This is a genomic window from Achromobacter sp. LC458, from assembly GCF_001005835.2.
Classification (GTDB): Bacteria; Pseudomonadota; Gammaproteobacteria; order Burkholderiales; family Burkholderiaceae_B; genus Achromobacter; species Achromobacter spanius_B.
Genome location: NZ_LBHW02000012.1, coordinates 134,255 through 156,056, shown reverse-complemented (window position 1 = coordinate 156,056; position 21,802 = coordinate 134,255). Strand labels below are relative to the sequence as shown.

20 protein-coding genes are annotated in these 21,802 nt (G+C 66.5%); 10 read left to right on the top strand and 10 right to left on the bottom strand.

All coding sequences use genetic code 11. From position 1 onward, the window contains the following. Nucleotides 1-9 precede the first annotated feature (9 nt). From nikC to ggt, 4 genes are all read right to left on the bottom strand, one after another. Nucleotides 10-888, bottom strand: a complete 879-nt coding sequence (gene nikC / locus YH64_RS12920; protein WP_046804619.1) for a nickel transporter permease — start codon at nucleotides 886-888, stop codon at nucleotides 10-12. After that, nucleotides 885-1,829 (bottom strand): ABC transporter permease, encoded by a 945-nt coding sequence (locus tag YH64_RS12915; protein ID WP_046804618.1) that lies wholly within the window; start codon nucleotides 1,827-1,829, stop codon nucleotides 885-887. The genes nikC and YH64_RS12915 overlap by 4 nt, the downstream gene beginning before the upstream one ends. Before the next feature lie 136 nt (nucleotides 1,830-1,965). Further along, a complete protein-coding gene (locus YH64_RS12910; RefSeq protein WP_046804617.1) occupies nucleotides 1,966-3,480 on the bottom strand; it encodes an ABC transporter substrate-binding protein in 1,515 nt (504 codons plus the stop codon). A gap of 38 nt (nucleotides 3,481-3,518) precedes the next feature. Beyond that, entirely contained in the window at nucleotides 3,519-5,147 is a 1,629-nt protein-coding gene (gene ggt / locus YH64_RS12905) for a gamma-glutamyltransferase (RefSeq protein WP_046804616.1), read from the bottom strand. A 113-nt stretch (nucleotides 5,148-5,260) separates the two neighbouring features. Here ggt and YH64_RS12900 point away from each other — a divergent pair, with 113 nt between their 5' ends. Next, entirely contained in the window at nucleotides 5,261-6,163 is a 903-nt protein-coding gene (locus tag YH64_RS12900) for a LysR family transcriptional regulator (RefSeq protein WP_046804615.1), read from the top strand. A gap of 5 nt (nucleotides 6,164-6,168) precedes the next feature. Here the strand turns inward: YH64_RS12900 and YH64_RS12895 are convergent, their stop codons facing one another. From YH64_RS12895 to YH64_RS12870, 5 genes are all read right to left on the bottom strand, one after another. Continuing rightward, entirely contained in the window at nucleotides 6,169-8,340 is a 2,172-nt protein-coding gene (locus tag YH64_RS12895; protein ID WP_046804614.1) for a phosphocholine-specific phospholipase C, read from the bottom strand. Nucleotides 8,341-8,375: 35 nt separating this feature from the next. Further along, entirely contained in the window at nucleotides 8,376-8,576 is a 201-nt protein-coding gene (locus YH64_RS12890; RefSeq protein ID WP_046804613.1) for a hypothetical protein, read from the bottom strand. A 21-nt stretch (nucleotides 8,577-8,597) separates the two neighbouring features. After that, nucleotides 8,598-10,580 carry an alkaline phosphatase family protein gene (locus YH64_RS12885; RefSeq protein WP_143215364.1) on the bottom strand — a complete coding sequence of 661 codons (1,983 nt, stop codon included), beginning with the start codon at nucleotides 10,578-10,580 and terminating at the stop codon, nucleotides 8,598-8,600. A 180-nt stretch (nucleotides 10,581-10,760) separates the two neighbouring features. Next, nucleotides 10,761-12,791 (bottom strand): PhoX family phosphatase, encoded by a 2,031-nt coding sequence (locus tag YH64_RS12880; RefSeq protein WP_046804612.1) that lies wholly within the window; start codon nucleotides 12,789-12,791, stop codon nucleotides 10,761-10,763. A 405-nt stretch (nucleotides 12,792-13,196) separates the two neighbouring features. Continuing rightward, a complete protein-coding gene (locus YH64_RS12870; protein ID WP_046804611.1) occupies nucleotides 13,197-15,176 on the bottom strand; it encodes a PhoX family phosphatase in 1,980 nt (659 codons plus the stop codon). A gap of 368 nt (nucleotides 15,177-15,544) precedes the next feature. Here YH64_RS12870 and YH64_RS12865 point away from each other — a divergent pair, with 368 nt between their 5' ends. Then, a complete protein-coding gene (locus tag YH64_RS12865; protein WP_046804610.1) occupies nucleotides 15,545-15,991 on the top strand; it encodes a hypothetical protein in 447 nt (148 codons plus the stop codon). A gap of 45 nt (nucleotides 15,992-16,036) precedes the next feature. Here YH64_RS12865 and YH64_RS30195 read toward each other — a convergent pair whose 3' ends face one another. Next, nucleotides 16,037-16,198 (bottom strand): hypothetical protein, encoded by a 162-nt coding sequence (locus YH64_RS30195; RefSeq protein ID WP_006218955.1) that lies wholly within the window; start codon nucleotides 16,196-16,198, stop codon nucleotides 16,037-16,039. 110 nt (nucleotides 16,199-16,308) lie between these two features. Here YH64_RS30195 and gspG point away from each other — a divergent pair, with 110 nt between their 5' ends. The 8 genes from gspG (at nucleotide 16,309) to gspN (ending at nucleotide 21,782) form a co-directional block, all read left to right on the top strand. Next, entirely contained in the window at nucleotides 16,309-16,737 is a 429-nt protein-coding gene (gspG, locus tag YH64_RS12860) for a type II secretion system major pseudopilin GspG (RefSeq protein ID WP_046804609.1), read from the top strand. After that, a complete protein-coding gene (gspH, locus tag YH64_RS12855) occupies nucleotides 16,709-17,197 on the top strand; it encodes a type II secretion system minor pseudopilin GspH (RefSeq protein ID WP_046804608.1) in 489 nt (162 codons plus the stop codon). The genes gspG and gspH overlap by 29 nt, the downstream gene beginning before the upstream one ends. A gap of 103 nt (nucleotides 17,198-17,300) precedes the next feature. Beyond that, a complete protein-coding gene (gene gspI / locus YH64_RS12850; RefSeq protein WP_046804650.1) occupies nucleotides 17,301-17,699 on the top strand; it encodes a type II secretion system minor pseudopilin GspI in 399 nt (132 codons plus the stop codon). Continuing rightward, nucleotides 17,696-18,322 (top strand): prepilin-type N-terminal cleavage/methylation domain-containing protein, encoded by a 627-nt coding sequence (locus tag YH64_RS12845; protein WP_046804607.1) that lies wholly within the window; start codon nucleotides 17,696-17,698, stop codon nucleotides 18,320-18,322. The genes gspI and YH64_RS12845 overlap by 4 nt, the downstream gene beginning before the upstream one ends. Continuing rightward, nucleotides 18,319-19,305 carry a type II secretion system minor pseudopilin GspK gene (gene gspK / locus YH64_RS12840; protein WP_255444377.1) on the top strand — a complete coding sequence of 329 codons (987 nt, stop codon included), beginning with the start codon at nucleotides 18,319-18,321 and terminating at the stop codon, nucleotides 19,303-19,305. Before YH64_RS12845 ends, gspK begins: the two co-directional genes overlap by 4 nt. Next, nucleotides 19,302-20,390 carry a type II secretion system protein GspL gene (gene gspL, locus YH64_RS12835; protein ID WP_255444376.1) on the top strand — a complete coding sequence of 363 codons (1,089 nt, stop codon included), beginning with the start codon at nucleotides 19,302-19,304 and terminating at the stop codon, nucleotides 20,388-20,390. The genes gspK and gspL overlap by 4 nt, the downstream gene beginning before the upstream one ends. Then, on the top strand, nucleotides 20,387-20,986 hold the full coding sequence (gene gspM, locus YH64_RS12830; protein WP_046804605.1) for a type II secretion system protein GspM: 600 nt from the start codon (nucleotides 20,387-20,389) through the stop codon (nucleotides 20,984-20,986). Before gspL ends, gspM begins: the two co-directional genes overlap by 4 nt. Before the next feature lie 37 nt (nucleotides 20,987-21,023). Beyond that, nucleotides 21,024-21,782, top strand: a complete 759-nt coding sequence (gene gspN, locus YH64_RS12825; protein ID WP_046804604.1) for a type II secretion system protein N — start codon at nucleotides 21,024-21,026, stop codon at nucleotides 21,780-21,782. Nucleotides 21,783-21,802: the final 20 nt, after the last annotated feature.

Genomic DNA, 21,802 nt, shown 5'->3' with positions numbered 1-21,802 from the left:
CCATAGTCATTACTTTTCCTGACGCGGATCGAGCGCGTCGCGCAACCCGTCGCCCAACAGATTGAAGCCCAGCACCACCAGGAAAATGGCCGACCCGGGGAAGATCGACATCCAGGGCGCCTGGGTCATGAAGTTCTTGGCCGTGTTCAGCATCGAGCCCCACGACGGCGTCGGCGGTTGCAGGCCCAGCCCCAGGAACGACAGGCTGGCCTCGGCAATGATCGCCGTGGCGATGGTGATCGTGGCCTGCACGATCAGCGGCGGCATCACGTTCGGGAACACGTGCCGGCCGATGATGCGCAAGTCCGACGCGCCCAACGCCCGCGCGCTTTGCACATAGTCTTCGTTCTTGACGGCCAGCACCTGCCCGCGCGTCAAGCGCACAAACTTCGGCGCGGCCGACACGCCGATGGCGATCATCGCGTTTGTCAGGCTGGGCCCGAGGAAGGCGGCCAGCGCGATGGCCAGGATCAGGAACGGAATCGCCAGCAACGCCTCCGTGGCGCGCGAAATGATGCTGTCCGTCCAGCCACCGAAGTAGCCGGCGGCCAAGCCAAACGGCACCCCGACCACCAAGGCGATCAACACCGACACCAGGCCCGCCATCAACGACGCCCGGGCGCCATAGACCATGCGGCTGAAAATGTCGCGACCCAGCTCGTCCGTGCCCAGCCAGTACGACGCCGACGGCGCCTTGCGGATGGTGGTGAAGCTGGTCTGCAAGGGGTCGTGATTGGCGATGAAAGGCGCCAGCACGGCCAACAGCACAAAGAACGCGACGATGGCCAGGCCCAGCATCGCGATGTGATTACGTTTGAATTTTCCCCAGGCGCGGTTGCGGCTGCGGGGCGGCGTGACGGCAGCGGCCGTTGCAGTATTTGCGCTCATGAGTGCCTCAGGCGGGGGTTGACCAGGATGTAGAGAATGTCGGCCAGCAGGTTCATCAGAATGAAGCCCACCGCCACGCAGAGCACCACGCCCTGCACCACCGCGTAATCACGCGTGAACACCGCGTCCACCACCAGCTTGCCGAACCCCGGAATCGTGAAGACCTGTTCCGTCAGCACCGCACCGGCCAGCAATTCGCCGAACAGCAGCGTCACCAGCGTCACGATCGGCATCAACGCATTGCGCAGCGCGTGGCGCAACACTACCTGGCGCGGCGACACGCCCTTGGCGCGCGCCGTACGTACGTAGTCAGCCGACAAGGCTTCCAGCATCGACGAACGCGTATGCCGCATCAGGTACGCCGCGATGGCCGTGGACAGCACCAGCGACGGCATCAGCATGGTCTTGATCGACAACCAAAAGTCTTCGGCGGGCGACACATAGCCCGATGCCGGCAGCAGCTTCCATTGCACCGACACCACCATGATCAGGATGATGCCCAGCCAGAAGTTGGGTATCGACATGCCGGAGAGCGCCGCGATGTTCGCCCCCATTTCAATCGGCTTGCCCTTGCGCACCGCGGCGACGATCCCCATGGGAATGCCGACCAACAGCGCAAAGAACATCGCCATGGCGGCCAGTTGCAAGGTCACCGGCAGCTTTTGCGCGATCAGCGTCGTGACCGGCACGTCGGTGCGCAGCGACTTGCCCAGGTCGCCTTGCAGCACCTGCCCGGCCCACGCCGCGTACTGCATCGGCAAGGGGTCGTTCAGGCGGTATTTGTCGCGCAGATAATCCAGGACGGCCGGGTCGCGCTCTTCGCCGGCCAGCGTCAGCACCGGGTCGCCCGGCAGGATTTTCTGCAGCATGAAGACGATCATCGACACCAGTATCAGTGTCGGTATCGCGACGATCACGCGGCGCAAGATAAGTTTGAGCATGTGGGAAAAACCGTATAACAGGAACGGCGGACGGCATCAGGCCTGCATCACCTGGCGCGCGTCCGCCGCAAAAAGCCAAAGGACGCGTTGCCGCGTCCAACGCGCGCGGCAGCCCTGGGGCCGCCGCGCCTCGTTCTTACTTCTGGGCGAACGTCACGCCCTTCAGGCGGATCATGCCATCCGGGTACGGCGTGAAGCCCTTGACCTTCTTGCCCATCGCGAAGGGCCACGGCTGGTAGTAGTTATACACGCCGGGCAGCTCGTCCTGGATGATGGTCATCGCCTGCTCGTAGATGGCCTTGCGGCGCGTCTCGTCAGGAACGGTGCGCGCTTCGTTCAGCAGCTTGTCCACTTCCGGGTTGCAGTAGTGGCCGTCGTTCAGCGCGCCCTTGCACGTCACGAAGGCGTAGATATTGCCGTCCGGGTCCACCCGGCCCGACCAACCCAGCATGACGATCTGGAAGTTGCCGCCCGACGCTTCCTTTTGCAGCGCCGCGTACTCCGTGGGGCGCAGCGACAGGTCAAAGCCCGCCTCGGACGCCATCGCCTGCACGATCTCGGCAATCGACGAGGTAGTCGTGTTGTTGCCGAACACCAGTTCCGCCTTCACGCGATCCATGCCGGCCTGCTTGAGCAGCGCCTTGGACTTCGCCACGTCGCGCTGGGTGACGGGGAATTTGTCGCTGTGATAGGGGCTTGCGGGCGGGAACGGCTGCTGCGCGGGTTCAAAGATGCCGCCGCCGGCCACTTCGTTGATGGCGTTGCGGTCGATGGCGTACTGGAACGCCTGACGCACCAGCTTGTTCTTGAACGGGTTGTCTTCGGCGCGCTTGCCGTTGCCCACGTTGAACATGAACTGCTGGAAGCCCAGGCCGGCCACCGGCGCGAACGTCAGGCTGGCGTCGGTCTTGACTTGGGGCGCGTCGGACGGGTTCAGGCGTTCAAGCATGTCCAGGTCGCCCGCGCGCAGGTTCGACAGGCGCACCGTCGTGTCGGGGATCGGCAGGAAGGTGACGCGCTTGAACGCGTAATCCTTGGCGTCGTAGTACTGGTCGAATTTTTCCAGCACGATGCGGTCGTTCTGGATGCGTTCAACGAACTTGTACGGACCCGAGCACACGGGCTTGCGGCCCACGGCGGCCACGTCGGCGTCGGTGAAGGTCTTGGGCGACAGCATCATGCCGGCGCGGTCGGACAGTTGCGCCAGCAAGGTGGCGTCCGGCTTCTTCAAGGTCAGCACCAGCGTCGTGGCATCAGGCGCGTCCACTTTTTCAACCGAGCCCAGTTCGCCCTTGCGCAGGCTGTCCGGCAGCGTCATCGCGCGTTCCAGGTTGGCCTTGGCGGCCGCGGCGTCGAACTTCGAGCCGTCATGGAACAGCGCGTCGTCGCGCAGCTTGAAGGTCAGCACCTTGTTGTCCGGGCTGAACGACCACGAGGTGGCCAGTTGCGGCACAAAGTGCAGCTTGGGGTCGATGTCCACCAGCTTGTCGCACAGCGACGTGAACACGATGCGGCCCACGTAGGTACGGGCGCGGTGCGGGTCCAGCACGTCCGGATCTTCCTGCAGGCCGATGCGGATGTTCTGCGCGCACGCGGCGCCGGCGGCAAGCGCCAGCAGGCTGGCGCCGAAGGTCAAGGTCAAGCGTTTCATTGTGAGTTTTCCCCTTGTAGCTTGCGAGCGGTTTGGTCTTAGAAGCCGACCGCCTGGCCGTCGCGACGGCTGTCGCTGGCGGCGACGTAACCCAGTTCGTTGTCGTTTTCCGACATGCGCCAGATGAATTGGCCGGCGCCGAAGTCCATGTACGGATCGTCAACGGACTTCAGAGCATGCCCCAGGTCTTTCAGGCCCGCAATGGTGGAAGCCTTCATATTGGTCTCGATGTCCAGCGTGAAGTCGCGGTTGACCTTCCAGCGCGGCGCGCAGCACGCGGCCTGCGGGTTCTGGTGGTAGTCGATCATGCGCACAACCGTCTGCATATGGCCTTGCGGCTGCATGTCGCCACCCATCACGCCAAAGCTCATCACCGGCTTGCCGCCGCGCGTGAGGAAGCCCGGGATGATGGTGTGGAACGGGCGCTTGCCGCCTTCCACCACGTTGGCCGACTTGGGATCCATCGAGAAACCCACGCCCCGATTCTGCATGCTGATGCCCGTGCCCGGCACGACCACGCCCGATCCGAAGCCCATGTAGTTGGACTGGATGAACGAAATCATCATGCCGTTTTCGTCGGCGGCGGTCAGGTAGATCGTGCCGCCTGCATGCGGGCGGCCGGCTTCGAAATGCGTGGCCTGGTCCAGACGGATCAGCTTGGCGCGGCTGTCCAGGTAGGCGTCCGACAGCATCTGTTCGGGCGTCACCTGCATGGCGCGCGGGTCGGCCACGTACTTGTACAGGTCGGCAAACGCCAGCTTCATGGCTTCGATCTGGATGTGCTGCGACTGCACGGAATCCACGGGGATGTCCGACATATCGAAGCGTTCCACGATGCCCAGCGCGATCAGCGCGGCAATGCCCTGGCCGTTCGGCGGGATCTCGTGCAGCTCGTAGCCACGGTACGACTTGGAAATGGGCTTGACCCAGTCCGGGCGGTAGTTGCGCAGGTCTTCCAGCGTCATCGCGCCGCCGCATTCCTTGCTGAAGGCGGCGATACGTTCGGCCAGTTCGCCTTCGTAGAAGTCGCGGCCCTTGGATTCGGCGATGCGGCGCAGCGTGTTGGCGGCATCCGGAAAGCGGAAGTGTTCGCCGACCTTGGGCGCGCGGCCCTCGGGCATGAAGGCGGCGGCGTAGCCGGGTTGCGACTTCAATTCGTCAGCGGCGGCGGCCCACTTGTGCGCCACTACCGGCGGCACGGCATAGCCGCGCTCGGCAATTTCGATGGCCGGTTCGAACAGTTGTTCAAACGGCAGCTTGCCCAGCTTTTCGTGCAGCGCGGCCCAACCGGCCACCACGCCCGGCACCGTCACGGCATCCCAGCCGCGCTTGGGCTGGATGGCCAGGCCATCCGGGCCCGTGCCGTACTTGGCCTTGAAGTATTCGGTATTCCAGGCCGCCGGGGCCACGCCCGACGAATTCAGGCCATGCAATTCCTTGCCGTCCCAGACGATGGCGAAGCAGTCGCCGCCCAGGCCGCAAGACACCGGTTCCACCAGCACGATGGTGGCGGCGGCGGCAATGGCCGCATCAACGGCGTTGCCGCCCTTGAGCAGCATGCGCAAGCCCGCCTGGGCCGCCAGCGGGTGCGACGTGGACACCACGTTGCGCGCGAACAGCGGAATGCGTACGGAAGGATACGGATTGACCCAGTCGAAGGTTTTCATGGCTTGTCTCTAAACGGTCTGAACGGTTAAGCAGGCGAAGGTACTCTCGTGATCTAATTAAATCAATTTGATTTTTTGTTCCGTCATAAAAGAAATTTTTATGGATCACGGCGATGAGCACCATCCGGTTTTTACGCACTTTCCTGGCCGTCGCGCACCATGGCTCTTTTTCCGAAGCGGCCGAGCAGGTGGCGCTGACCCAGGCCGCCGTCAGCTTCCAGATGCGTTCGCTGGAAGCCGAGCTGGGCCGGGAACTGTTCGACCGTAGCGGCCGACTTGCCATTCTTAACGCAGCTGGCCGCGAATTGCTACCCGAAATCAAGCATTTGCTGGATTTATACGACCGGATGCGGCTGCCCCGAACCGTGCCGGGCGAACTGGCCGGGTCGGTGTCGGTGGGCAGCATCGTGTCCTGCATGGGCACCTTGTCCAAGGTCGTGTCCGGGCTAAAAAAAGCGCACCCCAAGCTGGACGTGCGCATTTTGTCGGGCAAGGCCAGCGAACTGGCGGGCAAGGTCGAAGACGGCGAGCTGGACGCGGCCTTTCTGGTGGAAGCCGGCCGCAAGATGGCCAGCACGCGCTGGACCCCGCTATATGAAGAACAGCTGGTGGTGATTGCGCCGGCGTCAGCCACCGGCAAGGACGCCCGCCAGGTGCTGGCCAACAACCCCTTCCTGCGCTTTGACCGCACGCAGCGCACCGGCTTGCAGATTGACCGGCTGCTGCGCCGCCTGGCGGTGCCGATCAATGAATTCCTGGAACTGAACGCCATCGAGACGCTGGTGGAACTGGTGCGCCAGGAAGTCGGCGTCACCCTGCTGCCGCTGATCAACGGGTCCAACTGGCAGCACAGCCCCGAACTGCGCATCCTGACGCTGCCGCAAGATTTAGGCCCGCTGTCGCGGGCCGTCGGGATGCTGGAACGGCGCGAACACGCGCGCCAGAGCATTACGGCGGCGATCTGCGAAGCCTGCGCCACGGCCTTCCGGGCGCGCGAACCGCAAACCGCCGCGTAAGGCTTCTACATGCCCATCGCCGGATCGGTGACGGACGGCTTGCCGGTTTCGACGCGGCCGGCGAAGCGGCGCAGGTAGGACGGGTCTTGCGCCAGGCGGGCGGTGAAGTCGTACCAGTGGCCGCTGCCTTCCAGCGCCCAATGTTGTTCGACCTTGCTGCCGGCCGGCACGGTCAGCGTCCAGCGCTCGTTATTGCTGTAGTAGGCGTTGGGCGTGACTTCGAACGTGCAGGCGTCCTTGCCGCTGTTGATGAAGCTGACATAGACGTCGCCATTGGCGATGTCATAGCAGACACGGATTTCCGGGTCCAGCTGCGACGTGCGGGCCAGCGCCAGGTCGCCCGCGAAATGCCGGTGATAGCCGTTGGGGCCCAATACCCACAGGTCGTACTTGCCGCCGTCGGCCGCCGTGTCCCAGCTGCCTTCCAGCTGCTTGCCCGGTTCCACGGTATAGCGGCGCGGCAGGCGGTCCAGGTGCAGGCGGTCATACACATGAAAAACCGCCGCCTGCTTGCCCGTGTTGGAAAACAGCAGCCACATGTTGCCGGTGGTGGGCTGGCTGCGGCCGCTGGTGTGCAGCTCGTAGGGCAAGGCGCGCGAATAACGCACGCCTTGCTCCTGCACCGGCTTGGCCTGCGTCGTCGTGTCGGGCAAGGGCACGGCGGTCAGCGCCTGCTGGTCGGCGCGCAACTGGTCGGCGCCGGACCGGGTCAGGATATTCAGGTCGGGCAGCTTTTCATCGTTGGGCGTGGCGAAGTTGAAGGCGGACGTCAGGTCGCCCAGCACGGCGCGGCGCCACGGGCTGATGTTGTCTTCCGGCACCCCGAAGCGCGCTTCCAGGAAGCGCAGCACCGAGGTGTGATCGAACGCCTGCGAATTGACCCAGCCGCCACGGCTCCACGGCGACACCACGTACATCGGCACGCGCGGGCCGGGGCCATAGACGCGGTTGTCGGCCGCGTCTTGCGCCGAGGCGTGCGTGTGGCGATCCAGGTCGGTGTTGACGGTGGACGCGCCGGCCATCGAGCCGTCGGGGTTCAGGGACGGCGCGGCGGGCGACGGCACGTGGTCGAAGTAGCCGTCGTTCTCGTCGAAGTTGATCAACAGGACGGTCTTGCTCCAGACGTCGGGGTTGGCCGTCAGCGCGTCCAGCGTTTCCTGGATGTACCACGCGCCCTGCACCGGGCTGGACGGGCCGGGGTGTTCGGAATACGTGGCGGGCGCCACGATCCACGACACCTGCGGCAAGGTGCCGTTGTTGACGTCATCGCGCAGCGATTGCAGGAAGCCGCCGTCGGGCATGGTGTTGGCCGTGCCTTTGTACAAGGGGTTGGCGCCGTCCATGCTGGGCGTCCAGGCCGGGTACGGCGAACCGTCGGCGGCGTTGCCTGCCTGTTCGTTGGCGCGGCGGTATTGCTGGAAACCGGCCAGCGAGTTGTCGCCGAAGTTCTCGGGCAGGTTCTGGTAAACCTTCCAGCTGACGCCGGCCTTTTGCAGGCGTTCGGGATACGTCATCCAGGTCCAGCCCGTGGTGGACGCGCCCAGGCTGTCCCACTGGTTGCGGGTCGACGGGCCATTGCCTTGGGCCAGCGGGTCGTTGGTGCCGGTCCACAGGAACAAGCGGTTGGTGTTGGTGCCGCCGTGGGTGGAACAGTGGTAGGCGTCGCACAGCGTGAAGGCTTCGGCCAGCGAAAACTGGAATTCCACCTCTTTCTGGCGGTAATAGCCCATGGACTGGTTCTGCTTGTAGCGCGGCCACTGATCCATGCGGCCGCCGTCCCAGGCCATCTGGGCGTCCATATAGTCGTGCGGCGTGCCGGACACGCGCTGGGCATTGCCCTGCGTGCTGTCCAGGTGATACGGCATCACCACGCGAGTGCCGTTGGTCTGTTCCCACACCGAACGGTTCTGCGGCAGCGGAATCGTCATGCGGTCGCCAAAACCGCGCACGCCCTTGTACGTGCCGAAGTACATGTCGAACGAGCGGTTCTCCTGCATCAGGATCACCACGTGTTCAACGTCGTTGATCGTGCCGGTGCGGTTGTTGGCGGGAATGGCCAGCGCGCGGCGGATGGCCGGCGGGAACATCGACAGCGCGGTCAGGCCGGCAGTGGATGCGGCGGCATTGCGCAGGAAGCGGCGCTTGCCGGCGTGGATCGGGTCTTTTTCGGACTTCACGGATGCTATTCCTAGTGATCGATAAGAAGCGCGGCTCAGGGCGCGCAACGCAGTTCGGGCTTGGCCGGGGTCGGCGGCGTCACCGGCGTTTCGGTGCCGCCGTTGCCGGGCGTGCCGGCGCCGTTATCCGGCTTGCTGTCATCGCCGTCGTCGCCGCCACACGCGGCCAGGGCCGCGGTCAACATCAGCACCGCGCCGGCGCGCACGAAACCGCGCAATATCAGGGACTTGCTCATGGTTTTTCTATCCTTGCCACATCAGGGAAACAGGTCGGAAACGGACTTGCCGGACAGCGCCAGGGACTTCACTTCCGTCTCGGTCAGGGCGCGCGACCAGAAGGCCAGGTCGTCAAAATTCATCGTGTACGGGCCCTTGGTGCCGGCGCAGCAGATGCCGTAGGTGCCCTTGCCGTCTTCGTTCAGGCCGATGTGCGGACCGAACAGGCCGGCCACTTGCGCCAGGTTCACCGAGCCCGTGGTCACGTTGCGCCGCAGGAAGCCGATTTCGCTGTCGTACACGTACGCCGTCATCATCTTGGCGGGCTTGTCGATGGTCATGGCGATGTACACGGGCTTGTTCGGCGTGAACTTGATGCCGTTGATATCGGCGCGCACGCCGCCCCCGGCCAAGTTAAAGCGCAGCTCGGGGCCGGCCCACTGGGCGATGGTGATACCGGGGTTGCCGCCCGAGTTGTAGTCCTTGTTGCCCAGGATCGAGCGGTCGTTCGCCGTGCCGTCCGACTGATACCAGAAGCCGATGGTGAACACGGACACGCTGTCCAGCATGCCTGCCGGGTAATCCAGCTTGAACGCGCCCAGGGCGGCCGAGCCACGCTCGTTCTGGAACATCTTGCCGAACACGCCGCCGTCCGCGAACGCGGGCGCCTGTACGCCGTCATACGGGGTGATCGCGCCGCCGCCTGCTGCAACGTCGGTCAGATTGCCTTCAAACGGAAACAGCATCGTCAGCCCCGTGCGCAGTGACGCCAACAGCGGCACCGGCTTGGCATACACCACCGACGCATGCGTGGCGCTGCTGGCGCGGCCCGCCGACACGGTGTAGTTCAGCGTGTGCACGCCTTCCGTGTCGAACGTGAAACCGCTGTCGGTATAGGTGGCGTCGGTGCCGGGCAAGCGCGCAACTTCCACGCCGTCGCGGCTGACCACGATCTGGCCGTCGGGCTCGCCCACGCGCACCCAGGACAGCGTCACGCTCTTGTTGTCCATGGACGTGCGGGCCGACAGGCGGCGCAGCGCCAGGGCTTCGGACAAGGGCGTGCCCGCCATGTCGTACTGGCCGGCGGCGGGCAAGGCGCCCAGGTGCGCCAGCATCGTGGGGGCCACGTCGGCGGCGCTGGGCAGCGCGTACCAATTGCTGTCCCACGCGCCGTCGAACGAGGCGTCATCCGCGCTGCCGCCCAACATTGTCGGCTGGTTGCTGGCCAGGAAGATGGTCTTGTTCGCGGACAGGGGCAGGCCATCGGCCACGCCGGTCTTGCCCAGGCCATGGCTGGAGGCCACCACCATCAGCCAGTTCTCGTTCGGATGCGCGGCGCGACGCTCGGCGATCTGCTTGGCCAGCACGCCGATGGCCGCGTCCGTCTGGCGGATAACCGCATCGTAGTTGCCGGTAAAGCCGTTGTCCGAGGCCGCGCGTTCGGGTGCGCCGAACTGCGCAACCACCACGTCGTAGCCTTCGGTGATGCGGTCGCGCGCTTGCGAAGCCACGCAATCGTCCACGCCCGCGCAGTCGGTCAGGGTTTGCAGGTAGCCCGCGTCGCGATCGCCGCCGACCAGGCCGGCCAGCAACGGCGAATTGAATGCGCCGGCCGTGCGCGCCTCGGGGTGCGCCAGCTTGACGCGCTGGAACAGGCTGGCCGCCTTCATCCCCTGCCCGGCCGCGTTGGAGCGCACGCCGTGTACGTCCGCCCACTGGCCTGTCAACAAGGTGGTCCAGCCGGGCGCGGATAGCGTCGGCTGCTGCGTCACGTCGCCGGTCACGCCGCCCGTCCAGGCGCGGGTTGCGGTCAACTGGCCGATGTTGGCCAGGGACTTGTCGGCCACGCCACGGCGCATGGCGTCATAGGTCAGGCCGTCCACGCCGATGAACAGCACCTTGTCGGCGCGCGGCGCGGCGGGTTCGCTGACCGGCGGTTGCGTGGGCGGCGGCGGCGCGGTCGTGCCGTCATCGTCGTCATCACTGCCCCCACAGCCGACCAATGCGCTGGTGGCCAGCAACATGGCGCACCATTTTCTCCAATCCATTGTTCTCATGCTTCTCTTCTCGTTTCATGAACACGGTTTACGCTGCGCACAGTGTGGCGAGCGAACGTGAAAGGCCCATGAAACAAAGAGCAGAAAGCTTGATCGACGGATCAGGAATTTTTGCAAGGCGGCGGGCGGCGCCGCCTTGCCACGGACTCAGGCGTTGATCTTCACCGCCGTCAGATATCCGACCGAGGCGCCCCGGCCGTTGCGGTACTTGGCCTTGACCAGCGGCTCCAGCACCGGGCGCACCACATCATGCACGTCGTTCCAGTCCGCCGTGTGCTGAAAATTGCTGGTGATGTAGGTCCAGCCATTGATGTCGTCCACCGCGTGCAGCCCCGTGGATTCCGCCGCCACCGGGCAGGACAACAGGCGCGACAGCACCCGCGTATCGACGTTGAACGCCCACAGGAAACTGTTGACGCGGCCCATGCTGTCTTCGCCCACGAACAGCGTGCGCAGTTTCTCCGAGAACTTCAGGTTGTCGGGGTTGGATATCCGGTCGCTGCGGTGGCGGTTGCCCAAGGCGTCGGGCGCGGCCAGCATCGCGCCCACCAACTCGGGCACCGCGCCCATGTCCACCGGCACCCATTCGCTGTCGATGCCCTGCCCGTCCGTATCCACTTGCCCGGCTTGCAGCCGCAGTTGATAGACCGCGCCCGCGTCCGGGCCTTCTACGTGCAGGTGCGGCGAGGTGCCGTCCACCATGGACGTTTCGATGTGCGCCATCGCGGTGTACGCGATCTTGTCCTGGGCGTTTACCGTGGTGCCCTCCATCTTGGTGAAGGCCAGCGTGCCGCCCACCAGTGCCGCGTAGCGGTGCGTTTCCAGGAATGCCGCGGCTTGGCGGCGGCCGGGCTTCAGACGCACCCAGTTGTTCTTGCCGTCAAACCGAATGCGGGTGTAGGCCGCATTCTTGGGGTCCGCCGTGCGCACGTCCATGATGTCGGCGGCGACCAGGTCGTCGGCCAGTTCCTTGACCTCGGCGCTGGTGGCATGGCCCAGCCGGATCCAGGTCAGCGTCCCGGCGCCGGGCCCCGTGCCTGATGTCTGCGTCCAGCGGGCCACGTACAGCGTGCCCGAGGACAGATCCGCGCGGCGGTCCGCCACGAACATGAACAGCCCGCCGTTGGTGGCGTCGTCGCCCATCAAGGCGGTGCGCTGGTCGGGCATGATCTGCACCAATTCATGCGAGATGCGGCCCATGCAGTAGTGTTTTTTGATGCTGCCGGTGCCGTCCGGCTGCACGGTGATTTCGGGCAGGTGGCCGTAGTGATAGGGGTTGGCGCGGCGGGCGTCGCCATACAGGTGGCGGCTGAATGCGCGGAACGACGCCGAGGTGCGCGCCGTGGTGGCGTCGGGCTCGTATTCTTCGCTGGACAGATGCGTGTTCCACGGCGACAGGCTGGCGCCACAGGTGACCCACAGGCCATGCACCGGCGCGGTGTCCACGTTGCTGTAGCGCACCAGGGTCAATTGGCCGGTTTGCAGGTTTTGCGACAGCGTCAGCACCGCGATGGGCGATGGCAGCCGCGCCCACATGTCCTGGCCGGCCCGATCGCGCGACAGATATTCGAACTGCACGACGGCGTAGACGGTGGCGGTTGCCGGTTTGGTGACGGTGGGCGGACCCGTTGCGCCGTCGGCCTCGCCAAGCGGGCCGGCCAGCGTCAGCAGCGACATGCCATCCGGGCAGTCCGAAAAGAACGGGCGCGCGCGGCCGGGCCCGGACGTATCCATGATGGGCGCGCCATGGATGTCCAGATAGCCGCCCGCCAGCACCATGCCGCCCTTGCCGTCCGGCACGCGGTCGCCGGTCATGAAGAAAGCCTCGTAGCCCAGTTGCACGCGGCGCCGCGAGCCATCGGCAAACACCAGGTCCATCGCGGATTCCACCGTCGTGCGCGCCATGCCTTCCGGCTCGGACAGGCCGGGCGCGGGCATGGAGATGAATTCGGCGGATACGAACGGCGCGGCGCCCGGCGTGGCGACGGATGGGCGGGCGATGGGTTTGGTGCTTGGCAACGCGGGGGTGCCGCCCTCCGAGGCTCGCGCGGGGTGGCCGGCCAACAACCCGGCCAAGCCCGCCGCGCTTGTTGCGCCTGCGGCGCCCAGCGGCAGCATGGGCGCGCCGGCCAGCATCTTCAATAGTCGGCGACGCTCTGTGTGATCAGGATTTTTCATGTGAACGCTCCCAGGTTCAAAGCCGAACAACGAACCGGCAATGCGCGCACAGACGCTGGCGAAGGCGCAGGTCCAGGTGCAGGTGCGGGTGCGGGTGCAAGTGCAAGTGCGGGTGCAAGCCGAATTGCAAGCCCGACCGCAACGCCTCCGCAAACGCAATCACGCCTGGCAGCGCATGCCGGAAGACGCATCAACTGCATCAGGCAAGCCTGACGCCGCCGAGTGTAGGAGCGAGCCGACGCGGACATGGTCGGCGTTACACCTGTGAAATGATTGCCGATGCCCACAATGCATAAGGGACCGGCTAGCCGGTCCCTTATGTCTTCCCTTACACCGCGCGGCATCCCGATGGGCGATGCCGCGCCCCGGCGTGCGGGCTATTGGCGGTTGCGTTGCGCCTGGCGCTTACGCGCCGATCTTCACGCCGGTCAGGTAGCCCACCGCCGCGCCAAAGCCGTCCTTGTAGTTGGCCTTGACCAGCGGCTCCAGCGTCGGGCGCACCACCGCGTGCACGCTGCCCCAGTCGGCCGCGTGCTGGAAGTTGCTGGTGATGTAGGTCCAGCCATTGATCTCGTCCACCGCCTGCAAACCGGTGGATTCCGCCGCGACCGGGCACGACAGCAACCGCGACAAGGCCTTGGTGTCGATGTTGTAGGCCCACATGAAGTTGTTGACGTGGCCGCCGCTGTCCTCGCCCACGAACAGCGTGCGCAGCTTTTCCGAAAACTTCAGGTTATCGGGGTTCGAGATGAAGTCGGCGTTGTGCGTGTTGCCCAGCGCGTCGGGCGTGGCCAGCGGCTTGCCGATCAGTTCCGGCACGGCCGCCATGTCCACCGGCACCCATTCGCTGTCGATGGCGCCGCCGTCGGTATCGGCCTGACCCGCTTGCAGATGCAGCTGGTACACCGCGCCGGCCGAGTTCGCTTCCACCTTCAAGCCCGGCACCTTGCCGTCGATCATCGACGATTCAATGCGCGACATCGCGCTGTACGCGATCTTGTCCTTGGCGTTGACGGTGGTGCCTTCCATCTTGGTGAAGGCCAGCGTGCCGCCCACCAGCGCCGCATAGCGGTGCGTTTCCAGGAACGCGGCGGCCTGGCGGCGGCCGGGTTGCAGCTTGACCCAGTTGTCCTTGCCGCTGTAGCGGATCTTGGTGAACGAGGCGTCGGCCGGGTCCGTCGTGCGCACGTCCATGATGTCGGCGGCCGTGAGCTGGTCGGCCAGTTCCTTGACTTCGGCGCTGGTCGCATGACCCAGCTTGATCCACTTCAACGTGCCGGCGCCCGGGCCCGTGCCCGACGTCTGCGTCCATTGCGCCACGTACAACGTACCGGCCGACAGATCCGCCGCGCGGTCGGCCACGAACATGAACAGGCCGCCGTTGGTGGCGTCGTCGCCCATCAGCGCGGTGCGCTGGTCCGGCATCATCTGCACCAGCTCGTGCGAGATGCGGCCCATGCAGTAGTGCTTCTTGATCGTGCCGGTGCCATCCGGGTGCACCGTTACTTCCGGCAGGTGGCCGTAGTGGTACGGGTTGGCCTTGTTGGGGTCGCCATACACGTTGTTGCTGTAGGCCTGGAACGAGGCCGTCGTGCGTGCCGTGGTCGCGTCAGGCTCGTATTCTTCGCTGGACAGATGCGTGCCCCACGGCGACAGGCTGGCGCCGCAGGTGATCCACAGGCCATGCACCGACGAGGTGTCCACGTTGCTGTACTTCACCAGGCTGAGCTTGCCGGTATTCGGGTCTTGCGACAGCGTCAGCACGGCGATGGGCGACGGCAGCAAGCCGTACATGTCGTTGCCGGCCTGGTCCATCGACTGGTATTCAAACTGCACCACCGCGTACACGGCGTTGCCCGCCACGCCCGGCACCGTGGTGGGCGCGGACAAGGCCAGCAGCGAGGTGCCGTCGGGGCAGTTCGAGAAAAACTGGCGCGCGCGGGCGGGCACCGAGTTGTCCATGATGGGCGCGCCGGCCAGGTTGAAATAGCCACCCGCGACGGCGGTGCCGCCCTTGCCGTCGGGCACCGTGTCGCCGGTGATGAAGAACGGTTCGTAGCCCAGCTGCACGGTCCGCTTGGAGCCATCGCTGAACGTCAGCGCCATGGCGGAGCTGACGGTCGTGCGCGCCATCAGTTCGGGGTTGGCCAGCGTGGGCGCGGCCATCGGGGTGAACGATGCCGACGTGAACGTCACCGGTGCGGGCTGCTGCGTGCCGGGGCCGGGATTGGGCTGCGGATTGCCCGAGGTGTCATCGTCATCATCGTCGCTGGAATTACAGCCGGCCAACAACGCAGCCATGCTGACGCCGCCAATCGGCAGCATCGGCGCGCCTCCCAGCATCTTCAGGAGTCGGCGGCGATTGGCTTGATTCGTGTCTTGCATGCGGGTTCCCATTGGATCGGATGAATGCCCGGCCGTTGACGCCGAGCGGTGCCCGCATGCTAGATAGGCGGCGTGTAATCACAATGACAGAAAGCTGTACGCAAGCTGAATCGACACGGCCGGTATGCATCGCGGGATTGTCACGAAGCGCCGCTATAGTCAGGCGCGTTGCTTCATCGATTCGCCGCATCGCCGATTCGCCGCATCGCCGCATTGCCGCATTACCGCTTCACCGCATCACCGCATCACCGCATTGCCGCATTACCGCCTTGCCGCATTACCGCATCGCCGCATCACCGCTGCACCGCTTCACCGTTCCATCGCTTATCCGTTCCACCGCCTAACCGCCCAACCGTTTCGTGTCCGCCATGCCTCTGTCGTTTCGCCCCACCCTGCCCTCCGCCCCCGCCGCGCTGCGCGTGATTGCCGTGCTGGCATTGGCCGCCGGCTTGGGAGTGTGGGCGTCGATCTTGCTTGCCCCGCGTCCGGGCGCGCTGCCGCCCGCCGTGTCCGCGGCCCCGCCGCGCGCGGCCGACAATACGCCGGTGGCGCTATGGTTTGGCAAAGATGAAGTGATGCGCACGCAGATCAGCGTGCTGGGCCTGATCGCGGCCGGCCCGGATGGGGCGGCGGTGCTTAGTGTGGATGGTGGCCCGCCCCTGGCGTGGCGCGCGGGCGCCGAAGTGGCGCCGGGCATCGTGCTGCGCGATATCGCAGTAGACGCCGTGACGGTCGAGCAAGGGGGAAGATTGAATCGCCTGGCAACGCCCGCCGCGTTGGCGGCGCCAGCAGGCATTACGCAGGGAAAAGAATAATGCGGGGTTGCAGACCCGGCGGCGCGTCCTTACCGCGCCCGCCGATCAGCGCTTACGGCCTGCGGGACGCCCCATCTGCTTGCGTCCCGCCATGTTCGACAGGGAAGATCCCGTCGGCTTTTGCGTGGCGGCAGCCAGCTTCTTCTGTTGAAGCGCCTTTTCAACCAACGCTGCCAAACCAGTCGAAGACTTCTCTTTTGTAGCCATTACCGCTCCTTGTAGAAGGGCCATGGTAGCAGGCGCGCCGTTTGCACCGCATTACTGTCATATTTCATGTCCACAATCCCGGGCTTCTACTAGAAGACCGGAGTCGTAAAGTGCGTCAGTTACCGCGCGGGCTTGCCCGTCAGCAAGGTTTCACCCTGATCGAGATCATGGTGGTGATTGTGATCATGGGGATCCTGGCGGCCCTGATTGTGCCGCGTGTGCTGGATCGCCCGGACCAGGCGCGCCAGGTGGCGGCGCGGCAGGATATTGCGGGCATCATGCAGGCGTTGAAGCTGTACCGGCTGGACAACGGCCGCTATCCGAGCACGGCGCAGGGCCTGCGCGCGCTGGCTGAAAAACCGGATGGCGCGTCGAACTGGCGCGGCTATCTGGACAAGCTGCCCAATGACCCTTGGGGCCATCCCTATCAATACCTGAGCCCGGGCGTCAAGGGCGACATCGACGTGTTCTCGTTTGGCGCCGACAACAAGCCCGGCGGGGAAAGCGGCGATGCCGACATTGGTTCCTGGGAACTCTGAACGCGGCTTCACGCTGGTCGAGGTGCTGGTGGTGCTGGTGATCGTGGCCATCGCGGCCAGCATGGTCAGCTTGTCGATTGGCAAGCGCGACAACGGCCTGCGCACCGATGCGCAGCGGCTGGCGGACGCGTTCACCGTGGCGCAGAGCGAGGCACGCAGCGATGGCCGGTCCATCCGCTGGTTGGCCGGCAACACCGGCTGGTCGTTTGAACGCGCGGGCCGCCCACCCGGCCCCAGCGCCCAGGAAAACGTGGTCGTGCCAGTGGATCGCCTGGAAGGCGACGACATGCTGCGCCCGCAAACCTGGCGCGCGGGTGCCGTGCAACTGCGGCTGACGCCCGATCGCCCGTTGGTGTTCAACACCGAATGGGTCGCGGATCCGATCACCCTGACGCTGCACGCGGGCGATGCCACGGTCACCCTGCAACGCGACGCCGCCGGCCGTTATGAAATCCACTAGATTTTCCCGCCGCGCGGGCGAACGATGCGACGTGGACGTTCCCACGGACGGGGACGCCTTGCCGGATACGGGCGGCTCGCCAGAGGCCGCCGCCCGCCTCGATATGCCCCGCGCCATCCCCCCCCGCGCGCGCCGTGAACGCGGCTTCACGCTGATCGAGGTCTTGGTGGCGCTGGCCATCATCGCCGTGGCGATGGCCGCCGCGCTGCGCGCCACGGGCGTCATGACGGCCAACAACCGCGCCTTGCAGGACAAAACGCTGGCGCTGCTGGCCGCGCAGAATGCCTTGACCCAATTGCGCCTGGAACAAAGCCTGCCGCGCGCCGGCTCGCAAACCGTGCCCTGCCCGCAAGGCGGGCGCGCGTTGCAGTGCGAGCTGGTCTTTACCAATTCCATGAACCGCAGCTTCCGCCAAGTGTCGGTCAACGTCCACGACGCCGGCTCCGCCCGCCCGGACGCCGTGCTGCTGCAATTGGACGGCCTGCTGTCCAGCCTGCGATGACGATGCAACGCCCCGTTTCCCGCGCCGCCCGCCAGGCGGGCTTTACGCTGATCGAAGTGCTGGTCGCGTTGGCGCTGATGGCGCTGGTCAGCCTGATGGCCTGGCGCGGGCTGGCCAGCGTGTCCAGCGCGCGCGACTGGATCGAGCAGCAAGCCGAAGACACCGACGCCATCGTCCGCACGCTGGGGCAGATGGCGCGCGATGTGGAACTGTCTTATTCCGGCCCCGGCTTTGACGCAGCAGGCAAGGACGCCGTCACGCTGACCAGCGGCGTGCGCCTGCTGCGCCAAAACCAGGGCGGCCAGACGCTGGAACTGCTGCGCCCCGACCCGGACGGCAACGGCCTGTGGCAACGCGTGCAGTGGCAGGTGCGCACCGACGGCTTGTGGCGCGTCAGCGGCCCGCCCGCGCCGCGCAGCCCGCTACCCGCCGCCGTCAATGGCGTGCTGCTGCTGCCTGGCGTCAAGACATTGAGCCTGCGCGCCTGGGTACCCGGCGTGGGCTGGGCCAACGCCAACGCCAACGCCAGCTTCGGCGCCCCGCCCACCGGCATCGAAATCGCGCTGGAACGCGGCGCGCCCGGCCAGCCGCAACGCTACACGCGCATCCTGGAGCTGCCATGATGCGCCACCGCGACACGCAGCAAGTTGCCCGCCCACGCGGCCCGTGCACGCAGCAACAGGGCGCCGCGGTGATCAGCGCGCTGATCATCGTTGCCATTGTTGCCGCCTTGACCACCAGCCTGTTCCAGCGCCAGACGGCCAGCACGCGGCGCGTGGAAAACGAAATGGCGCGCGTGCAGGCGCGCGTCATGCTGGCGGGCGGCATCGACTGGGCGCGCCTGGTCATCCGCGATCACGGCAAGCGCGAAGCCACGACGCGCGGCGACCAGATCTGGGCCACGCCGATCCTGGACACGCGCATCGAGCGCCCGGGAGACGATCGCGTCGCCGTGTTCTCGGGGCGCGTGCAAGATGAACAGGGCAAGTACAACCTGAGCAACCTGGCGCGCAATGGCGTGCCGCAACCCGAGCAGGAAAAGGTGTTGCGCCGGCTGCTGGCCGCGCAGCAACTGCCCGATACGCTGGCGCCGCGCATCATCGACATCATTGCCATGGCGCAGCCGCCCGCCCTGCCCGCCGATGCGCCGTCCGCCCCCAACGGCCAACCCGCCACCGCGCCGGACGCGCGCGCGCCGCTGCCGCGTGGCGTGGATGACATCGCCGCGCAGCTGGGCCTGGAACCGACGGTGCGCGACGAGATGCGCCGCACCATGACCGTGCTGCCCATCGCCACCAGCGTCAACGTCAATACCGCGCCCGCCGAGGTCATCGCGGCGTTGGTGCCCGGCCTTTCGCTGGGGCAGGCACGCGCGCTGACGGGCGAGCGGGATCGCGGCAACTGGTTCAACAACGCGGGCGACTTCGGCAACCGTCTTGCCGGCACCGGCGTGGACGCGCCCGCCCCCACCGTTACCACGGCCAGCGGCTGGTTCCTGGCCAGCGGCACCGTCGTCTACGAACGCGCCCGAGTCGCCATGCAAGCCTTGGTGCGCAGCGCCCCGCCCGCTGCGCCCGACACGATATGGACAAGAGAAACCCCTTGAAAAACGCCTTGCGCATTGCGCTTGCCCCTCTGGACGAATTCAGCGCGGATTCGCCGCTGCCCTATGCCTGGTTCGACCGGCGCGGGCGCTGTGCGCAGCAGGGCGAGCTGCCCTTGCACGCGCTGGGCAACGCCTATCCCAACGCGGTGTGCGAAGCCGTGCTGCACCCGCGCGACGTCATCGCCACCACCATCCGCATACCGGCCGTGCCGCGTGCGCGCTTTGCCGCCGCCGTGCACGGCGCGCTGGAACCCCTGGTGCTTAGCGACCTGGAGGCGCTGGCCATCGGCTTCAGCCCGCGCGCCGCGGATGGCAGCGTGGCACTGGCGTGGTCGCCGCGCGAGCCGGTACGACGCGCGTGGGCGTTGTTGAGCACGCACGGCCTGCGTGTCGACGCGCTGATTGCACCGCAGACGCTGGGTACGACAGTGGCCGGTCCGTCCTCAGAGCCGTCCGCCCCGCTTTCCTCGACCCAGTCCTCGACCCTGTCCTCCCCCGCTTCTTCCGCCTTCGACGCCGATCCATCCGCCACGCCCTTGCGCGATCCGGCCGACCCGCGTTGGCTCGCGCCGTCGCCCTCGTGGTCGTTGGCCATGCCGCGCCTGGCGCCCGTGCGCGCGTCGCGCTGGCGGCCCGTGTGGCGCTGGGGCGCGGCGGCGGCGGTGGTCTGGATTGCGGGATTGAATCTTTACGCCTCGCGGCTCAGCGCGGAAGCCGACGCGCTGACGGCGGGCATGCGTCAACAGGTGCTGGCCGCCTTTCCGGACCTGCCCGTCGTGCTGGACCCGGCGCGGCAGGCGCAGCAAGGCCTGGACGCGCTGCAAGCCAATCGCGGCGCGGCCAGCGCGGGGGACTTTCTGCCCCTGGCACGCGCCGCCGCCCAAACGCTGCCCTTTGCCGCCGACAAAGTCGCGCGGCTGACGTACGCCGATCAAGCGCTGACCCTGCAACTGGCCGACGCGGGTGCCGACGCGCAGCGCGTCTCCGAAACGCCCGCGCTGATCCAGCAAGCCGCGGCCCTGGGCCTGAAGCTGGAACGCGGCGACACCGATAACACCTGGCGCATCACGCGCAAACAACCATGACCGCCATTGAACGCCTGCATCGCCATTGGCAAACCGCCGCCGGGACGTTGCGCAAAACCGTCGACCCCACGCTGACCCGCGCGCGCCAGCGCTACCAGGCGCTGGCGCCGCGCGAGCGACGGCTGGTCACTGTCGCGGGCGCACTCGTCGGCATCGCCGTGATCTTCGTCACGCTGATCGAACCGCCCCTGAAAACCGTGCGCAAGCTGCAAGCCGAGCTGCCCGCGCTGCGCGGCCAGGCCGCCACCGTGGCCGACTTGACGATGCAAGCCCGCGCCCTGCGGCAACGCTCGGCCACGCCGGTCGCCGTTGCCCCCACGCCCGCCGAAATAAGCGCCAGCCTGGAAGGCGCGGCGCTGCCGGCGGCGATGTGGTCGCTAGGCCAGCCCGAATCCGGCAAGGGCGTGCGCTTGACGTTGAACCAGGCGCCGTCGTCCGCGCTGCTGCGCTGGCTGGATGGCGCCGCGCGCGATTGGGGCCTGCAAACACAGCAAGTGGAATTGACGCGTGCGACCAATCCCAATGGCCGCCCACTGCCAGGCCTGGTCAATGGCCACATCACGTTAACCACCGCCGATGCGGGGGCAAGCCACTGATGCCGATGCTTTCATTTGCCATGCCGGGTGCCCGCTGATGGCTCGCCTCCCTTTCAACAAGCGGACCGCCGGCCTGTGGCTGGCCGGCGGCGTCTGTTTCCTGGCGGCCGCCGCAAGCGTGCTGCCGGCACGTTGGCTGTTGGCGATGCAGCCGGATGACTCCCTGGTTTCGCTCGCGGATGCCAGCGGTACGTTGTGGCAAGGCAGCGCGTGGGTGGCGCTGGGGCCGCCGGGGTTGCAGCGCGTGTTGCCGCAACCCGTGCAATGGCAGTGGCGCTGGGATGCGATGGCGTTGGACATCACGCACCCATGGTTGCAAGGCCCGCTGCGCGCGCGCGTCGGTTGGGCCGGGGTGTCATTGCCCGCGCAATCGCTGCGCGTGCCGGCCACGGTGTTACCCGCGCTGGGTGCGCCCTGGAACACGCTGGCGCCCGACGGCATGCTGGAGATCAATTGGCAAGCGCTGCGCCTGGGCGGGGATTTGCCCGCGGGCAATATCGCGGACCTGCGCTGGCGCAACGCCGGCACCGCGCTGACCTCCATCGCCCCCGTGGGCACCTACCTGTTGCGTCTGCAAGGCGCGGGAAAGTCTGGCGCAACATTGGCGCTGACGACCGAAAGCGGGCTATTGACGGTAACGGGCCAGGGCACGGCCGGCCCACGCGGTGTGCGCTTCGATGGCAAGGCGACGTACGCGCCCGGGGCCACCGACGCTCAGCGCGCCGCGCTGGACGGCCTGATGTCCACCCTGGGCCGCCGTTCTGGCGATACGGTCGTCTTCAGCACGGGTAAATAGCAAAAAACAAAAAGCAAAAG

Excerpts from the sequence above, each read along its gene's own strand:
- nikC (WP_046804619.1), bottom strand. The coding sequence starts at position 888 with ATGAGCGCAAATACTGCAACGGCCGCTGCCGTCACGCCGCCCCGCAGC.
- YH64_RS12915 (WP_046804618.1), bottom strand. The coding sequence starts at position 1,829 with ATGCTCAAACTTATCTTGCGCCGCGTGATCGTCGCGATACCGACACTG.
- YH64_RS12910 (WP_046804617.1), bottom strand. The coding sequence starts at position 3,480 with ATGAAACGCTTGACCTTGACCTTCGGCGCCAGCCTGCTGGCGCTTGCC.
- ggt (WP_046804616.1), bottom strand. The coding sequence starts at position 5,147 with ATGAAAACCTTCGACTGGGTCAATCCGTATCCTTCCGTACGCATTCCG.
- YH64_RS12900 (WP_046804615.1), top strand. The coding sequence starts at position 5,261 with ATGAGCACCATCCGGTTTTTACGCACTTTCCTGGCCGTCGCGCACCAT.
- YH64_RS12890 (WP_046804613.1), bottom strand. The coding sequence starts at position 8,576 with ATGAGCAAGTCCCTGATATTGCGCGGTTTCGTGCGCGCCGGCGCGGTG.
- YH64_RS12885 (WP_143215364.1), bottom strand. The coding sequence starts at position 10,580 with ATGTTGCTGGCCACCAGCGCATTGGTCGGCTGTGGGGGCAGTGATGAC.
- YH64_RS12880 (WP_046804612.1), bottom strand. The coding sequence starts at position 12,791 with ATGAAAAATCCTGATCACACAGAGCGTCGCCGACTATTGAAGATGCTG.
- YH64_RS12870 (WP_046804611.1), bottom strand. The coding sequence starts at position 15,176 with ATGCAAGACACGAATCAAGCCAATCGCCGCCGACTCCTGAAGATGCTG.
- YH64_RS12865 (WP_046804610.1), top strand. The coding sequence starts at position 15,545 with ATGCCTCTGTCGTTTCGCCCCACCCTGCCCTCCGCCCCCGCCGCGCTG.
- YH64_RS30195 (WP_006218955.1), bottom strand. The coding sequence starts at position 16,198 with ATGGCTACAAAAGAGAAGTCTTCGACTGGTTTGGCAGCGTTGGTTGAA.
- gspH (WP_046804608.1), top strand. The coding sequence starts at position 16,709 with ATGCCGACATTGGTTCCTGGGAACTCTGAACGCGGCTTCACGCTGGTC.
- gspI (WP_046804650.1), top strand. The coding sequence starts at position 17,301 with ATGCCCCGCGCCATCCCCCCCCGCGCGCGCCGTGAACGCGGCTTCACG.
- YH64_RS12845 (WP_046804607.1), top strand. The coding sequence starts at position 17,696 with ATGACGATGCAACGCCCCGTTTCCCGCGCCGCCCGCCAGGCGGGCTTT.
- gspK (WP_255444377.1), top strand. The coding sequence starts at position 18,319 with ATGATGCGCCACCGCGACACGCAGCAAGTTGCCCGCCCACGCGGCCCG.
- gspM (WP_046804605.1), top strand. The coding sequence starts at position 20,387 with ATGACCGCCATTGAACGCCTGCATCGCCATTGGCAAACCGCCGCCGGG.
- gspN (WP_046804604.1), top strand. The coding sequence starts at position 21,024 with ATGGCTCGCCTCCCTTTCAACAAGCGGACCGCCGGCCTGTGGCTGGCC.